12 protein-coding genes are annotated in these 16,722 nt (G+C 47.4%); 2 read left to right on the plus strand and 10 right to left on the minus strand.

All coding sequences use genetic code 11. The features are described from left to right. Nucleotide 1 precedes the first annotated feature (1 nt). Together hpt and cueO are read right to left on the minus strand one after the other, a co-directional pair. Nucleotides 2-532 (minus strand): hypoxanthine phosphoribosyltransferase, encoded by a 531-nt coding sequence (gene hpt, locus HGT71_RS03235; RefSeq protein ID WP_092672240.1) that lies wholly within the window; start codon nt 530-532, stop codon nt 2-4. 164 nt (nt 533-696) lie between these two features. After that, nucleotides 697-2,295, minus strand: coding sequence for a multicopper oxidase CueO (gene cueO / locus HGT71_RS03240; protein WP_214216592.1), 1,599 nt, complete (start codon nt 2,293-2,295; stop codon nt 697-699). Between the two features lie 140 nt (nt 2,296-2,435). On the opposite strand from cueO, the gene HGT71_RS03245 reads away from it, so the two are divergent. After that, nucleotides 2,436-2,795, plus strand: coding sequence for a YacC family pilotin-like protein (locus tag HGT71_RS03245; protein ID WP_062811992.1), 360 nt, complete (start codon nt 2,436-2,438; stop codon nt 2,793-2,795). Here the strand turns inward: HGT71_RS03245 and HGT71_RS03250 are convergent. From HGT71_RS03250 to pdhR, 6 genes are all read right to left on the minus strand, one after another. Next, the gene (locus tag HGT71_RS03250) at nt 2,789-3,148 is read right to left on the minus strand and encodes a YacL family protein (protein ID WP_214216595.1); all 360 of its coding nucleotides are present in this window, start codon (nt 3,146-3,148) and stop codon (nt 2,789-2,791) included. The genes HGT71_RS03245 and HGT71_RS03250 overlap by 7 nt on opposite strands. Before the next feature lie 110 nt (nt 3,149-3,258). Continuing rightward, on the minus strand, nt 3,259-5,856 hold the full coding sequence (acnB, locus tag HGT71_RS03255; RefSeq protein ID WP_214216597.1) for a bifunctional aconitate hydratase 2/2-methylisocitrate dehydratase: 2,598 nt from the start codon (nt 5,854-5,856) through the stop codon (nt 3,259-3,261). Nucleotides 5,857-6,318: 462 nt separating this feature from the next. Next, nucleotides 6,319-7,743 (minus strand): dihydrolipoyl dehydrogenase, encoded by a 1,425-nt coding sequence (gene lpdA / locus HGT71_RS03260; RefSeq protein WP_048911529.1) that lies wholly within the window; start codon nt 7,741-7,743, stop codon nt 6,319-6,321. 220 nt (nt 7,744-7,963) lie between these two features. Continuing rightward, nucleotides 7,964-9,853: a pyruvate dehydrogenase complex dihydrolipoyllysine-residue acetyltransferase gene (aceF, locus tag HGT71_RS03265; protein ID WP_214216599.1), complete on the minus strand. Its 1,890-nt coding sequence runs from the start codon at nt 9,851-9,853 to the stop codon at nt 7,964-7,966. 13 nt (nt 9,854-9,866) lie between these two features. Then, nucleotides 9,867-12,530: a pyruvate dehydrogenase (acetyl-transferring), homodimeric type gene (gene aceE / locus HGT71_RS03270; protein WP_214216601.1), complete on the minus strand. Its 2,664-nt coding sequence runs from the start codon at nt 12,528-12,530 to the stop codon at nt 9,867-9,869. A gap of 103 nt (nt 12,531-12,633) precedes the next feature. Then, nucleotides 12,634-13,398, minus strand: a complete 765-nt coding sequence (pdhR, locus tag HGT71_RS03275; RefSeq protein WP_214216914.1) for a pyruvate dehydrogenase complex transcriptional repressor PdhR — start codon at nt 13,396-13,398, stop codon at nt 12,634-12,636. 470 nt (nt 13,399-13,868) lie between these two features. Between pdhR and HGT71_RS03280 the strand changes: the two genes are divergently transcribed. Continuing rightward, nucleotides 13,869-15,221, plus strand: a complete 1,353-nt coding sequence (locus tag HGT71_RS03280) for an amino acid permease (RefSeq protein ID WP_214216603.1) — start codon at nt 13,869-13,871, stop codon at nt 15,219-15,221. A 28-nt stretch (nt 15,222-15,249) separates the two neighbouring features. On the opposite strand, the gene ampE is transcribed toward HGT71_RS03280, so the two are convergent. Both ampE and ampD read right to left on the minus strand, forming a co-directional pair. After that, nucleotides 15,250-16,101, minus strand: a complete 852-nt coding sequence (gene ampE, locus HGT71_RS03285; protein WP_214216605.1) for a beta-lactamase regulator AmpE — start codon at nt 16,099-16,101, stop codon at nt 15,250-15,252. A 24-nt stretch (nt 16,102-16,125) separates the two neighbouring features. Further along, nucleotides 16,126-16,671 (minus strand): 1,6-anhydro-N-acetylmuramyl-L-alanine amidase AmpD, encoded by a 546-nt coding sequence (gene ampD / locus HGT71_RS03290; RefSeq protein WP_214216915.1) that lies wholly within the window; start codon nt 16,669-16,671, stop codon nt 16,126-16,128. Nucleotides 16,672-16,722: the final 51 nt, after the last annotated feature.

The raw sequence follows: 16,722 nt of genomic DNA on the forward strand, positions 1-16,722 counted from the left end.
ATTACTCAGGGACAACACGTCCAACGTAAGGCAGATGACGATAACGTTGAGCATAATCGATTCCGTAACCGACGACGAACTCATCAGGGATTGAGAAACCGACGTATTCCACGGTAACGTCAACTTCACGACGCTCGGGTTTATCCAATAAAGTACAGATCGCCACAGAGGCAGGTTCACGCAATTGTAAGATTTCGCGGACTTTGCTTAAGGTATTACCTGAATCGATAATATCTTCGACGATCAAGACATCTTTTCCGCGGATATCTTCATCTAAATCTTTCAGTATTTTCACATCTCGCGTTGAAGACATGCCATTTCCGTAACTTGAGGCAGTGATAAAATCAACTTCGTGAGAAACGTCAATCGCTCGACAAAGGTCCGCCATAAACATAAATGAACCGCGCAGCAAGCCGACTAACACCATCTCTCTACCACGATCTTGGTAAGCGGTGGTGATCTGTTGCCCTAATTCTGTAACACGGTTCTTTATTTCCTGCTCGGAAATCATCACTTCAACGGTATGTTTCATAATCTCTATCTCACTGAGAGTACTCAGTTTTCATTGTGCGGCCAAGCGTAAATATCCTGTAGGAATGAGGACATCACCCCAGATATTTACAGCTTAAATTCAGGGGGTGCAGTATAACAGGGAATTTAATCGAGATAAAAACCCTGTGTGGGGCTTAATGCAGCTTACTTACCGACAGTGAAACTCATCATCATACCGGTATCTTCGTGTTCTAATAGGTGACAGTGGGCCATGTACGGGGCCTGTTTATCGGCTAGGTGGGGGAATGAGACCAGAACTTGACTCACGCCGCCCTCAACACGAACAGTGTCTTTCAAACCTTGGCGATGCGCCGCGACAGGCTGATCATTTTCACTCAGAATCCGGTACTGCGTACCGTGGATATGGAAAGGATGTAACATCATGTCACCTTCGCCACTAACTTCCCAAATCTCATGCTGACCCTGAGGGCTTTGCCAAGCAATATCGCCAATTTGGTAAGCCTTACCATTGATCTTATTGCCCTGATGGAAATCATAGCCTTTTGCGGTTTTCGACATTCCCGGCCTCGTTGACATCGCGTGGTCATGTTGCTGAGAGGCACTGTGGTTATTATCCGCCATCGCCATAGAAGAATGCATCGGCATTCCCGCCATGGCTTGATGACCGTAGCGCTTCATCAATTGCTGCATCCCTAGGGTATCCAGCTGTTTATCCATCGACAGCCCGATACGACGACGGGTCAGCCCATCGGTACTAGGCAATGAAGGTAACGTGGCGAGATGATCGGGCAATTCTGCCGCACCGCCAATACGTAGAGGGAGAATTTTTAATAGCGGCAAAGGTTGGTCAAAAGGAGGAAGGGTCATTCCCATTTGCGTGACCGGTAGCGTCACCAGGTCAAACGGCTTGGTGTCGGTTAACTCTATCATCACCTCAAAACGCTCGCCGGGTAACATCGCGAGTTGCTCAACCTTAACCGGCTCAGCCAATAACCCCCCATCACTGGCAATCACATAAAAGGGGCGGTTGTGGCTCAGTGCCAAATTCATCGAGCGAGCATTACAGCCATTAAGTAACCGTAAACGCACCCAGCCATTCGGCAACGCAACTTGCGGATATTGACTGCCATTAGTCAACATCATGTCGCCAAACCATCCTACCGCAGCATGCATAATATCAAGCTGGTAATCGATATCCGTGCCCGTATCCGTCAATTTTTTGTCTTGAAATACTAAGGGAATGTCGTCAACGCCCCATTGCGAGGGAATGCGTAATGTTTTGATATGTTCATCTTCTATGACCAACATACCAGCAAGCCCTTTGGCCACCTGAAAACCCGAGGTCATATGCGGATGAGGGTGGTACCAGCAGGTTGCTGCAGGTTGATCTGGGGTGAAGGTGACCTCTCGCTGTGCTCCCGCGCGGATCACCTCTTGTGGCCCGCCATCAACCTCACCGCCTACCACAAGTCCATGCCAGTGTACCGTCGTATCAACCGGAAGATGATTATGAACACGGAGGGAAACGGGCTGATTGCGTCGCAGTTTAATCGCCGGCCCTAAATAGCTTCCATTGTAACCCCAGGTCGATACCGAATGATTATTCCACGTACTAGTACCAGCCATCGCGGTTAAATCGATGCGCTGATGCAAGTCGGCTTCAAGTAACGTCGGGGTGGTAAGAAGTGGTCGCTGTTCTGACAGGGCCTCTCGGCTCCATGCAGGCAGTGCACCTGCACCAAGCAATAAAGAGCTGAGCTTAATAAAATCTCGACGTTGCATACGGATCCCCTCTAATGATTTAACCTCTGACGGTACGCTATCCCCTTATGGGAAGGTCAAGCGTTCTCTGCGTAAACCTGTCGTCTTTCTTCCCTATTCTGTGCTAACGTTGATTGATACTTGCAGTGATGAGAATTTTCATGAAAACCTTAGTCAAAATACTCTTTATTCCACTATTTCTACTGCTATCGAGTAATTGCTATGCCTTAGACGATTCGCAAGCGGACGATATGGCCGACCTTACCGCCGTCTTTATCTATCTTAAAAACGATTGCGGCTATCAAGACTTACCCGATCCACAAATCCGTAATGCACTCATCTATTTTGCGCGCAACAATGGCTGGAATTTGAGTAATTATAATAGCTTCAATATGCAACAGCGTGGTGAAAGTAGCTATGAGGACCTACGCGGTATCCGGGTTGATAGCAAACAAAAATGCCATCTGTTAGCAGAGAAAACCTTAGGGCTATTAGCTTTTGTGAATAAACAATCTCACTGACCACGAAATTGGCGATAGGCGTCAACTAACGCAAAGAAATCCTCGAAACCGCAAAACGCGAGGGATTCTTGGTCGTAGTAACTCATTCCTTCATCCAGTTCGTCGACACTTATCGCCAGTAAGTTTGCTTGGATCATGATTTCATCGTCGCTCAATCCAATCGTGTATTCACGCCCTACATGTTGCCATTGTTGCTCTGTGCCTTTGATCCGCGTTGCGACCGTCATCACCGTATCAAGGAGCGTCGGATCGGCAGTGACTTCTTCGTTAAACCATTGCCCGATAACTTCATGATCCATCGACATCTGCACACGGACGCCGCCCTCTATATCTTTAACAAACTGATAATCCATAATGATTTCTCTCTTCGTCTGGATTGGGGGATGCCATCCCTACAACGATAAAAAGGGGAGCCAATGGCTCCCCTTTTCGGTTGGATTATTATTTCATAGCCGGGAATTAATTACACCGCGCTTTGAAAAATAACTTCATCCGCTTTCGATGTATATTGGTTGAGGCGGTCAAAATTGAGATAACGATAAGTATCATCGGCACTCTTATCCACTTCATTCATATACGCTTGGTACTCATCTGCCGTCGGTAATTTACCCAATAGTGCCGATACCGCTGCAAGCTCAGCCGAAGCTAAGAATACATTAGCCCCTTGACCTAGACGGTTAGGGAAGTTACGGGTCGATGTTGACACGACGGTAGCGCCTTCCGCGACGCGCGCTTGGTTACCCATACAGAGTGAACAACCTGGGATCTCAACTCGCGCTCCGCTCTTACCAAAGATGCTGTAATAACCCTCTTCTGTAAGTTGTGCCGCATCCATTTTAGTAGGAGGCGCGACCCACAGACGCGTTGGCAGTTGTCCTTTAAACTTATCCAGCAGTTTACCTGCCGCACGGAAGTGACCAATGTTAGTCATACAAGAGCCGATAAAGACTTCATCAATCTTCTCCCCCTGAACATCAGAGAGCGAGCGTGCATCATCAGGATCGTTCGGTGCACAAAGAATCGGTTCTTTGATCTCAGACAGGTCAATCTCAATGATTGCCGCATACTCAGCATCAGCATCGCCTTCCATCAATTGTGGATCAGCCAGCCATTTCTCCATGTTCTGGATACGACGCTCGATCGTACGGCGATCACCGTAACCCTCAGCGATCATCCACTTGAGCAGTACGACGTTCGAGTTTAGGTACTCAATGATCGGGGCTTGATCTAACTTGATCGTACAGCCAGCAGCCGAACGCTCAGCTGAAGCATCTGAAAGTTCGAAAGCTTGCTCAACTTTTAAATCAGGTAACCCTTCGATTTCTAAGATACGTCCAGAGAAAACGTTCTTCTTACCCTTCTTCTCAACGGTAAGTAAGCCCTGCTTAATCGCATAAAGCGGAATGGCATGTACCAAATCACGTAGTGTAATACCGGGTTGGCGTTCACCTTTAAAGCGTACCAGAACCGACTCCGGCATATCGAGAGGCATCACACCTGTTGCGGCCGCGAAAGCGACAAGGCCAGATCCCGCAGGGAAAGAAATACCGATAGGGAAACGTGTATGTGAATCCCCCCCCGTTCCGACTGTGTCCGGTAACAGCATACGGTTTAACCAGCTGTGGATAATCCCATCGCCTGGACGTAGTGAGACTCCGCCACGGTTCATAATGAAATCCGGTAGCGTATGGTGGGTCTGTACATCGACGGGCTTAGGATAAGCTGCAGTATGGCAGAAGGATTGCATCACGAGGTCGGCGGAGAAACCTAAACATGCGAGGTCTTTAAGTTCATCACGCGTCATCGGTCCAGTGGTATCTTGAGAACCTACCGAGGTCATTTTCGGTTCGCAATATTCTCCTGGACGAATACCGTCAACGCCGCATGCACGACCGACCATTTTTTGTGCTAGAGAGTAGCCACGAGTACTGGTCTCTACAGGTTTAGCACTACGGAACACGTCGCTAACCGGTAAATCGAGCGACTCGCGAGCTTTGGTTGTCAATCCACGGCCAATGATCAATGGAATACGCCCACCAGCACGGACTTCGTCCAATAATACTTCTGTTTTCAGTTCGAAACGAACGAGGACATCGTCCGTGTCGTGGCGACAAATTTCGCCCTTGTAAGGGTAGATATCAATCACATCGCCCATATTCAGGTCGCTAACATCGACCTCAATCGGCAATGCGCCCGCATCTTCCATAGTATTGAAGAAAATCGGCGCGATTTTACTCCCTAATACTACCCCACCGCCCTTCTTATTCGGTACATGGGGGATGTCGTCACCCATAAACCACAGGACAGAGTTTGTCGCAGATTTACGAGACGAACCGGTTCCCACAACATCCCCAACATAGGCAAGAGGGTAGCCTTGGGTTGCGAGTTGCTCAATTTGTTTTATTGGACCGACATTCCCAGGCTCATCCGGCACTATCCCTTCCCGTTCGTTTTTCAACATCGCCAGAGCGTGTAAAGGAATATCAGGGCGGGACCAAGCATCTGGAGCAGGTGACAGGTCATCCGTATTCGTTTCGCCCGTCACTTTAAAGACGGTTACGGTAATTTTTTCTGCTAATTGAGGGCGCGCTTTAAACCATTCAGCTTCCGCCCACGATTTAAGGATCTGCTCGGCGTACGCGTTACCTGCTTTCGCTTTTTCCTCAACGTCGTAGAAATTATCAAACATTAGCAGGGTATGGGATAAGGCTTTGGCAGCAAGAGGGGCCAGAGAGTCATCGTCCAACAGCTCGATTAACGGATGGATGTTATAGCCACCTTGCATCGTTCCTAACAGTTCCGTCGCTTTTTCACGAGAAACTAATGGCGATGCCGTTTCGCCTTTTGCTACAGCTGCAAGAAAACCAGCTTTAACATAGGCCGCTTCATCAACACCCGGCGGAATTCGATTCACTAATAAGTCGACCAGAAACTCTTCTTCACCTTGAGGTGGATTTTTGAGTAATTCTACTAGGCCAGCCATTTGGGTCGCATCTAAAGGCTTAGGTACGATCCCTTGGGCAGCACGTTCAGCAACGTGCTCACGGTATTCTTCTAGCACGACGTTCTCCTCGCTCACATTGTTATAGCTTTTCAACCCTCTACTACCGATAAATTATCATCTTTTTATAGGTTTTTGATGGTCGGTTTAGCCCACTGAGAATAGCAGTATTTTTATTCTTTGTTAATCTGTTTACAAAAACACAACATAATCACTACTAAATTAAACGCAGTGCCATGATAAAAATAACCTTTTGTACCAAGGTGTTAGCGAATCATGCTACCGAGTTGTTTACGCGAATCCCTCAATGTAGCCCTTAACGATAACAGTAATACTAGGTTTATCTCATGGCGTTAATCACATTTCTAACATCGATGAGCTGACATCTTTATCTTACCTAACGCCTATTTTCGAACGCTGTCGAGCATTTTAATTAAGCTTCGCCCTGCTCGTTCCATCGCTTAAGCAAAAAAAAACCGCGATAGTAATCGCGGTTTGTAGCAAAGCTTCGTTAACTAACGCTTACTTTTTCTTCGCTTTAGGGTTAGGTAAATCGGTAATGCTTCCTTCGAAGATTTCCGCTGCCAGACCGATTGACTCGTGTAACGTTGGGTGAGCATGGATGGTCAACGCAATATCTTCTGCATCACAACCCATCTCAATCGCTAGACCAATTTCGCCTAACAGTTCACCACCGTTGGTGCCAACGATGGCACCACCGATTACACGGTGTGTCTCTTTATCAAAGATCAGCTTCGTCATACCCTCTGCACAATCTGAAGCGATTGCACGGCCTGACGCTGCCCAAGGGAATGTCGCAGTTTCGTAACTGATCCCTTGTTCTTTAGCTTCTTTCTCGGTTAAACCGACCCAAGCGACTTCTGGCTCAGTGTAGGCAATAGATGGGATCACTTTCGGATCGAAGTAATGTTTTTTACCCGCGATAACTTCAGCGGCAACATGGCCTTCATGTACGCCTTTATGGGCCAGCATCGGTTGGCCGACAATATCACCAATGGCGTAGATATTCGGTACGTTGGTACGCAGTTGCTTATCAACACGGATAAAGCCACGTTCATCAACGTTCACCCCTGCTTTCTCAGCATCAAGGTTTTTACCATTTGGCACACGACCAATTGCCACTAACACTGCATCGTAACGTTGCGGTTCAGAAGGCGCTTTTTTACCTTCCATCGTCACATAGATACCGTCTTCCTTCGCTTCAACTGCGGTCACTTTCGTTTCAAGCATTAGGTTAAATTGCTTACTGATACGCTTAGTGAAGACTTTGATGACATCTTTATCCGCGGCAGGAATCACTTGGTCAAACATCTCGACCACATCAATCGATGAGCCTAGGGCATGGTAAACAGTCCCCATCTCTAGACCGATGATCCCGCCTCCCATAACTAATAGGCGCTCAGGTACGGTAGTCAGGGCAAGTGCGTCCGTTGAGTCCCAAACACGCGGATCATCGTGTGGGATAAAAGGTAAAGTAATGGGACGAGAACCCGCCGCAATGATCGCGTTATCAAAGTTAACGGTGGTGGTTCCGTTTTCGCCTTCAACCGCCAGCGTATTCGCACCGGTAAATTTACCCAGTCCATTGACTACGGTAACTTTGCGGCCTTTGGCCATTCCCGCAAGACCGCCGGTTAATTGACCAATAACTTTATCTTTCCACGCGCGAACTTTATCGATATCAGTTTCAGGTTTGCCGAAAACAATTCCGTGTGCTTCCAATGCTTTCGCTTCTTCGATCACTTTTGCGACGTGTAATAATGCTTTAGATGGAATACAACCGACATTCAAACAGACTCCACCTAGAGTGCTGTAACGCTCAACCAGTACGGTTTCTAAGCCTAAATCGGCGCAGCGAAATGCTGCAGAATAACCTGCAGGACCGGCTCCAAGTACCACAACTTGGGCTTTAATCTCTGTACTCATCATGACCTCTTATTCGATTCTCCGGGGTAATAGTGCAATCACCATTTATACACCTATTTTCCCGGAACCTATGTAATGCAAGAGTTTACATAATTGTTAAAATTGTGCAAACGAGATTGCGTAAAGGTGTGTTGTTTTGGGGATTAGCGCATTATTTCTCAATGAAACCCTGTCCGAATCCCAAATAAGATTGAGGCCGGCAAATGCCGACCTCAAGATATTACATAACGAGACGACGAATATCGCCCAGTACCTGACCCAGGTAGGAGATAAAACGTGCACCTTCTGCGCCATCAATCACTCGGTGGTCAAACGAGAGTGACAGTGGCAACATCAGACGTGGCGCAAACTCTTTACCATTCCAAACAGGTTTCATCGTCGACTTAGATACACCTAAAATCGCCACCTCAGGGGCGTTAACGATTGGCGTGAACGAGGTCGTTCCTAAACCGCCTAAGCTTGAAATCGTGAAGCAGCCGCCTTGCATATCGGAGGCTGTCAGTTTACCTGCACGAGCCTTCTTGGAGATTTCCATCAGTTCACGAGAAAGTTCGATAATCCCTTTCTTATTCACATCACGGAATACCGGTACGACTAGCCCGTTTGGCGTATCGACCGCAACACCAATGTTGATGTATTTCTTCAAGGTTAAGCGCTGTGCATCCTCTGATAAAGAACTATTGAAACGAGGGTAAGCTTCCAGCGCCTTCGCCACCGCTTTCATAATAAACACGACTGGCGTAATTTTAACGTCCAGTTTTTGTTTATCGGCTTCAACATTCTGTTGCTTACGGAAGGCTTCCAGTTCAGTAATATCGGACTCATCGAAGTGAGTTACGTGTGGAATGACCATCCAGTTACGGCTGAGGTTAGCACCAGAGATTTTCTGAATGCGACCCAGCTCGACTTCTTCCACTTCACCAAACTTACTGAAATCGACTTTCGGCCAAGGCAGCATTCCTGGAAGGCCACTCGCCGCCGCAGGAGCCGCGTCGGCACGTTTTAATGCCTCTTTAATATACGCTTGGACGTCTTCTTTAACGATACGCCCTTTACGGCCTGTCGCTTTCACTTTAGCTAAGTTCACACCAAATTCGCGAGCAAGACGACGAATAACCGGCGTCGCATGCACATAAGCGCTATTTTCTGCAAACTCATCCTTCGCCGTCGGGGCAGCGGAAGGCGCAGCCGCGGGTGCGGCCTTCGCTGGGGCTGGAGCAGCTGGTTTCTCTGGCGCAGGTGCAGGCGCTTTTTCAGCGGCTGGCGCATCGCTGCTGAAGACCATGATGGCAGAACCAGTACTGATTTTGTCGCCTACAGCAACTTGGATCTCAGTAACCGTACCGGCGAAAGGTGCTGGAACTTCCATTGAGGCTTTATCGCCTTCAACGGTAATCAATGACTGTTCCAGTGAGACCTTGTCACCGACTTTCACGAGAATTTCCGTGACTTCGACTTCGTCACCACCGATATCAGGCACATTAACGACTTGGTTGGCTGAAGCTTTGGACGCCGCCGCTGGCGCTGGCTCTTCTTGCGCAGAAGGGGCATTAGCAGGAGCTGCCGCGTCACCCGCGACCTCAAACGTCATAATCAATGAACCGGTATTTACTTTATCGCCGGTATTCACTTTGATCTCTTTCACTTTTCCAGCAAAAGGCGCAGGCACTTCCATGGACGCTTTATCGCCTTCAACGGTGAGTAGTGACTGTTCAAGTTCAACGGTATCGCCGACCTTAACCAAGATCTCGGTGACCTCCACTTCATCACCACCGATATCTGGCACCATCACGTCTTTTGCCGAAGCAGAAGCCGCCGCCGCAGCGGGAGCTTTTTCTGCGGCAGGTTGAGCAGCCTCTGGGGCTGCTGCTGCGTTTTCTTCCTCTTCGAAGATCATAATCAGTGATCCCGTCTCGACTTTATCGCCGGTCGCAACGCTGATCGCTTTCACCACGCCTGCTTGAGGTGAAGGTACTTCCATTGAGGCTTTATCGCCTTCAACAGTAAGCAGAGACTGTTCGACTTCAACCTTGTCTCCGACCTTAACCAAGATCTCGGTGACTTCAACTTCGTCTGAACCGATATCCGGAACTTTGATCTCAATTGACATCTACATTTACCTCTTACGCCAGACGTGGATTGACTTTGTCTGCGTCAATATTGAATTTCTTAATCGCGTCGACAACCACTTGTTTGTCAACTTCACCACGTTTTGCTAGTTCACCCAGTGCCGCGACGACGACATAGGATGCATCAACTTCGAAGTGATGACGTAAGTTTTCACGGCTATCCGAACGACCAAAGCCATCAGTACCCAATACGCGATAGTCGCTGGCAGGTACATAGGTACGTACTTGTTCAGCAAATAGCTTCATATAATCGGTTGATGCAACCGCTGGCGCATCACTCAGAACTTGAGAGATGTACGGTACGCGAGGCTCTTCCGCTGGGTGTAACATATTCCAACGCTCACAATCTTGACCGTCACGCGCCAACTCGGTAAAGGATGTCACGCTAAACACATCAGAACCGACGCCATAGTCTTCAGACAAGATTTTCGCCGCTTCACGCACATGGCGAAGGATTGCGCCTGAACCCAGTAACTGAACTTTACCTTTATTCCCTTCCAGCGCATCGAGCTTGTAGATACCTTTACGGATACCTTCTTCAGCCCCTTCTGGCATGGCTGGCATATGGTAGTTTTCGTTCAGGGTCGTGATGTAGTAATACACGTTCTCTTGTGATTGGCCATACATACGTTCTAAGCCGTCTTGCATAATGACTGCGACTTCATAAGCATAAGCAGGATCATAAGAGATACAGTTAGGAATTGTCAGCGATTGAATATGGCTATGGCCATCTTCGTGCTGTAAACCTTCACCGTTCAACGTCGTACGACCTGATGTTCCGCCGATTAAGAAACCACGTGCCTGTTGGTCACCTGCCGCCCAGCAAAGGTCGCCGATACGTTGGAAGCCAAACATTGAGTAGTAAATATAGAACGGAATCATCGGTAAGTTGTTGGTGCTATAAGAGGTCGCTGCAGCTAACCACGATGCGCCCGCACCCAACTCGTTGATACCTTCTTGCAGGATCTGTCCTTTTTCGTCTTCTTTGTAATACGCCACTTGCTCACGGTCTTGCGGAGTATATTGTTGACCATTCGGACTGTAGATACCAATCTGACGGAAGAGGCCTTCCATACCAAAAGTACGCGCTTCATCTGCAAGAATCGGCACAAGACGTTCTTTGATCGATTTATTTTTCAACATCACGTTTAACGCACGAACGAAGGCGATAGTGGTTGAAATCTCTTTATTCTGCTCTTCCAACAAGGATTGGAATTCGCTTAAGGCTGGCATCTGCAGCGATTCAGTAAACTCTGCTTGGCGTGTTGGTAGATAACCGCCTAAGTTTTCACGCTGTTTATGCAGGTATTTGTACTCTTCAGAGTCTTCAGAGAACGTCACATAAGGAAGCTTTTCCAAGTTCTCATCGGTGACAGGAACATTGAAGCGGTCACGGATGTAACGCACGCCTTCCATGTTCATTTTCTTCACTTGGTGAGCAATGTTTTTACCTTCAGCTGTTTCACCCATCCCATAACCTTTTACGGTATGAGCAAGGATCACAACAGGCTTGTCTTTGGTATCTTGCGCTTTCTTGAAGGCTGCATAGATTTTCTTCGGATCGTGGCCACCACGGTTTAGAGACCAGATCTCTTCATCCGACATATCTTTTACTAGTGCAGCGGTTTCTGGATAACGACCAAAGAAGTGCTCGCGGACATATGCGCCATCACGAGATTTAAAGGTTTGGTAATCGCCATCGACGGTTTCGTTCATCAGTTGGATCAACTTACCGCTAGTATCTTTACGCAGCAGTTCATCCCAACGACCGCCCCAGATTACCTTGATCACTTCCCAGCCTGCGCCGCCGAAGATCCCTTCTAATTCATTGATGATCTTACCGTTACCTGTAACCGGCCCATCAAGACGCTGTAAGTTACAGTTAATCACAAAGACTAAGTTATCTAACTTTTCGCGAGTCGCGATGGTGATTGCACCTTTAGATTCAGGTTCATCCATCTCGCCATCACCTAAGAAGGCATATACGGTTTGCGCTGAGGTCTCTTTTAAGCCGCGGTGTTCAAGATATTTTAAGAACTTAGCTTGATAGATCGCGCCTAGCGGTCCCAGACCCATTGATACCGTTGGGAACTGCCAGAAATCAGGCATTAATTTAGGGTGCGGGTAGGAAGAAAGACCTTTACCGTCAACTTCTTGACGGAAATTGTTCATTTGCTCTTCGGTCAGACGACCTTCTAGGAAGGCGCGAGCATAGACACCCGGAGAGATGTGTCCTTGGAAGTAAACTAAGTCACCGCCATCTTTTTCGGTACGCGCACGGAAGAAGTGGTTGAAGCAGACTTCATAAATGGTGGCGGAGGATTGGAATGAGGCCATGTGTCCACCCAATTCCAAATCTTTCTTAGACGCGCGTAGTACGGTCATGATCGCATTCCAGCGAATCGCTGAACGGATACGGCGTTCTAAACTCGTATTCCCTGGATAGGTAGGCTCTTCTTCCGTTGGGATAGTGTTAATGTAGTCTTTGATTGCGGAACCAGAAGCTACGTTTACACCACCATTGCGAGCCGCATTCAATACTTGATCAATCAAATATTGCGCGCGTTCAACACCTTCTTCACGGATGACCGATTCAATCGCCTGTAGCCAGTCGCGAGTTTCAATCGGATCCACGTCATTATGTAGACGGTCTGACATGGGGTATTCCTTATCTGTGTCTGTACATTGAAATTGATAACGTTGCTGAGTAAAGGTCATGACGCATCATGATGCCGATCTCCGCTCTTTATAACTAGGTGACTCAATCTTTTCGTTGCTGTAAGCGTCGTAATGAACGCTCACGGCGGGATTGCTCCCGGTTTCTCTCCAATAAAATCTCTTCAAGAAAAGCCAAGTGCGAGTTAGATTCTTCACGGGCTTTTTCTGGCTGTCGTGCAATAATTGCTTCATAAATCCTTGCACGATGCGCACTTACTTTCGCCAGCATATCGCGGCGGGAGTAAAGTAATTCAAAGTTTGAACGCACATTTTGCTTGAGTATTGGCCCCATTGCTCGGACTAAATGCAGCAGAACCACATTATGCGCCGCTTCAGTGACGGTAATTTGATAATCAATTACCGCATCGGCTTCTACGTCTAAATCACCGCTATCTTGCGCCTTTTGGATCGCCAAGTGATAGCGGTTGATTCTTAATAGGTCGTCTTCCGTTCCACGCAGTGCTGCATAATACGCTGCAATACCTTCCAATGCATGGCGCATTTCGAGTAAATCGAACTGGGACTCGCCGTGCTGTGCCAATAAGCCTATTAAGGGATCGCTAACGCTCTGCCAAAGGCAATCTTGAACGTAGGTGCCTCCTCCATGGCGGCGGTGCAATAATCCCTTTGCTTCCAAACGCAAAATAGCCTCTCGCACCGAAGGACGAGAGACATCAAATTGTCGAGCAAGTTCGCGTTCTGGTGGAAGCTTCTCACCAGGCCGGAGTGTCCCTTCCATAATGAGGGACTCTAGCTGTTGCTCTATTACATCAGAAAGCTTGGGCTGCCTGATTTTACTGTAAGCCATCATACTCGTAGTCATTGCTGCTCTTTTAAATTGGTCATACCAATTTCCCACAAGATGGGCTAAGCTAACAAAACATTTACCTACTGTCTATATTGCGTTCACCAAAGTAGGCTTTAGATCAAAAATTTTCTTCGCTATTTTTGCCAGATGCTTCCGTTTATCCATGGGGAAAAAATCATTATTCTTCTCCTCCCGCCCCCTTATCAAATCGCTCCTGATGAAGATTGGATAAAATAACCCACCATAAATTAATCTTCTGGCACGATATTATCCATATTAAGCGGCCAAAATGAAGAATATTGTAACCCTGTAATCTGCTGATTCTCCAAGACTGCCTCACAAATATCTGATATTTCCTCACATTCAGCGTAGTAATTCACTGCCATAACCCCGTAAAATAAATGACACAGTCTGTCACATTCTCCTTACAGCCTGAAATAAGGGTCGAGAACACTACGCGAGAGGAATTTATGAGCGAGCAACAAACAGGTTCGTTGAAACGGGGGCTGAAAAATAGGCATATTCAGTTAATCGCCCTAGGAGGAGCCGTCGGAACTGGACTCTTTTTGGGGTTAGCACAGACCATCAAAATGGCAGGCCCTTCTGTACTGTTGGGATATGCCATCGGCGGTTTTATCGCCTTTATGATTATGCGTCAGTTAGGTGAAATGATTGTTGAAGAGCCGGTAGCGGGTTCTTTTAGCCACTTCGCCTACAAATATTGGGGAAGCTTCGCCGGCTTTGCATCAGGCTGGAACTATTGGGTACTGTATGTCTTAGTCGCAATGGCTGAGCTTTCTGCTGTGGGTCTTTATATTCAATACTGGTGGCCAGAAATCCCTACATGGGTTTCCGCTGCAGTATTTTTTGTGCTGATCAATGCTATCAATCTTGCCAATGTGAAGATTTACGGTGAACTGGAATTCTGGTTCTCGATTATTAAAGTTACAGCAGTCATCGGAATGATTGCTTTCGGCGCTTGGTTACTCTTCAGTGGACACGGCGGTCCTCAAGCCTCAGTCACCAACATTTGGGCACAAGGTGGTTTCTTCCCACACGGTGCTGGCGGCTTAATTACGGCAATGGTCATCATCATGTTCTCATTTGGGGGATTAGAACTGGTCGGTATTACCGCTGCTGAAGCCGCAGACCCGCAACAAAGTATTCCTAAAGCGACCAACCAAGTTATCTATCGTATCTTGATCTTTTATATGGGATCCCTCGCGATACTCCTGTCACTTTATCCTTGGACGAAAGTCATTGAGGGGACTAGCCCCTTCGTACTGATTTTCCATGAGTTGGGGGATAAATTAGTCGCGAATACATTGAATGTCGTCATCCTCACCGCCGCGTTATCCGTCTATAACAGCTGTGTGTATTCAAATAGCCGTATGTTATATGGTTTAGCAAAACAAGGTAATGGCCCTAAAGCGTTACTGAATGTCGATAAGCGTGGTGTACCCTATGTTGCGTTAGGCTTTTCAGCACTGGCGACGGCTTTGGTTGTCTTGCTCAACTATCTTATGCCTGGTGAGGCCTTTGGTTTACTGATGGCATTAGTTGTTTCGGCACTGGTCATCAACTGGGCAATGATCAGTATGGCGCATATGCGTTTTCGTAAAGCCAAGATCAAACAAGGCGTCACGCCACGTTTTCCTGCTCTATTTTATCCACTCGGTAACTGGGTTTGCCTGCTATTTATGATTGCCATTTTGGGCATTATGCTGACCATTCCAGGAATGGCCATTTCTGTATGGCTCATCCCCGTCTGGGTAGCGATTCTAGGGATTGGCTACCTAGTCAAAAATAAAGCAGCACGCTAAAACTAAGGGGGACAATGTCCCCCTTTTTTTACAAAATAACGCCTGCCAGTGTCAGGACTGCGGTGATGAGAACAATAACTAAAGTAATCCTTTTCGCTAGCGCTACCGCAATCCGTGGCATTTCAACCTTATCCTGACAGGGATCACGTTCCAATGAGAATTGCGCTAACACCGATAATACATGATAGGGCTTATGCCTGAAGTCGGTCATAAAACGCCACCACGCAGGTAATGCTTTTTCACCATGCCCCAAGAATGCATAAGCTAAGCCAACAATTCTGACTGGGATCCAATCAATCCAGAATAATAAGATATCGACCCCAGATTGTTCACGATGCTGACGATTCTGCTTAGCCAACCATCCCTGCCACGCGCGAAGAAAAGCATAACCCAATAAGAAGACCGGCCCATAGTGCGCCCCGACGACAAACCAAAACAAAGGGGCTAGATAGAAGCGGTAATTAATCCATAACAGTGCATTTTGTAGCTCACGCAAATAGAGCTTATCGCTAATGTTATTGGACATTGGGTGTATCACACTCAGCTCTTCCGCCATTGCTTGGTGGCCGGTCACATCCTGCTGATTCGCAGAATGTAAGTAGTCACGGTAATGCTGGCGACTTTGACCTGCACCAATACAAAGAACGCCGACGAGGATCCACACCACCAGCGATACAACACCGAAGAGAAGTCCTTCGATAGCATGAAGAATTAAGGTAAAAATCAGCATCACAAGCACCACTAACCCTACTGTACGAGTAAGCGAAAAGTGATGTTGCTTACCAAACAGGGGAACAAGTCGATGTTCAAGCTGCCAATGCTCCCCCCACTTGAATAACCGCTCGCAAATGAGAACGAGTAATAGCGTAAATAACGTCATGACTTAACTCTACTCCCTAGATGATCAGTGTGCTGCAATAAGTGAATGATAATAATCCCAATCGAAAGAGGGTCCTGGATCTGTTTTACGACCTGGCGCGATATCACTGTGCCCAGTAATATCTTCTTCCGCTAAAGCATAAGCCTTTATAAGCGATAGAGTAATGGCGGATAAAGCCTGGTATTGCTGCTCGGTATAAGGGAGTTGGTCAGTCCCTTCAAGCTCTATCCCGATAGAAAAATCATTACAGTTTTCAATACCTTGGTAACTCGATTGGCCAGCATGCCAGGCTCGCTTATCGAAAGGAACGTATTGCACTATCTCACCTTCTCGGCGAATGAGGCAATGCGCCGCGACACGTAAGTCTGCAATCTGAGCAAAATATGGATGTTCTTGGGCGCACAATGTTCCGGTAAAGAGTTGATCAATATAGGGGCCACCGAACTCACCAGGAGGTAAGCTAATATTATGCACCACCAGTAAACGCGGCACCTCCCCTTCAGGACGTTCATTGTAATGCGTCGAAGGGACTCGGCGCGCATCGGCCAACCAATGATCTTTTATCGTCAACATATCAGTGTCATTACCACTTATCTAAGCGGTCCTTGTGATTAAACGAGG

This window comes from Rosenbergiella epipactidis, assembly GCF_018494055.1.
GTDB lineage: Bacteria > Pseudomonadota > Gammaproteobacteria > Enterobacterales > Enterobacteriaceae > Rosenbergiella > Rosenbergiella epipactidis.

Coding starts and splice junctions, on each gene's coding strand:
- aceE (WP_214216601.1), bottom strand. CDS start 12,530: ATGTCAGACCGTCTACATAATGACGTGGATCCGATTGAAACTCGCGAC.
- lpdA (WP_048911529.1), bottom strand. CDS start 7,743: ATGAGTACAGAGATTAAAGCCCAAGTTGTGGTACTTGGAGCCGGTCCT.
- HGT71_RS03250 (WP_214216595.1), bottom strand. CDS start 3,148: ATGGATTATCAGTTTGTTAAAGATATAGAGGGCGGCGTCCGTGTGCAG.
- hpt (WP_092672240.1), bottom strand. CDS start 532: ATGAAACATACCGTTGAAGTGATGATTTCCGAGCAGGAAATAAAGAAC.
- pdhR (WP_214216914.1), bottom strand. CDS start 13,398: ATGGCTTACAGTAAAATCAGGCAGCCCAAGCTTTCTGATGTAATAGAG.
- HGT71_RS03280 (WP_214216603.1), top strand. CDS start 13,869: ATGAGCGAGCAACAAACAGGTTCGTTGAAACGGGGGCTGAAAAATAGG.
- ampE (WP_214216605.1), bottom strand. CDS start 16,101: ATGACGTTATTTACGCTATTACTCGTTCTCATTTGCGAGCGGTTATTC.
- HGT71_RS03245 (WP_062811992.1), top strand. CDS start 2,436: ATGAAAACCTTAGTCAAAATACTCTTTATTCCACTATTTCTACTGCTA.
- aceF (WP_214216599.1), bottom strand. CDS start 9,853: ATGTCAATTGAGATCAAAGTTCCGGATATCGGTTCAGACGAAGTTGAA.
- cueO (WP_214216592.1), bottom strand. CDS start 2,295: ATGCAACGTCGAGATTTTATTAAGCTCAGCTCTTTATTGCTTGGTGCA.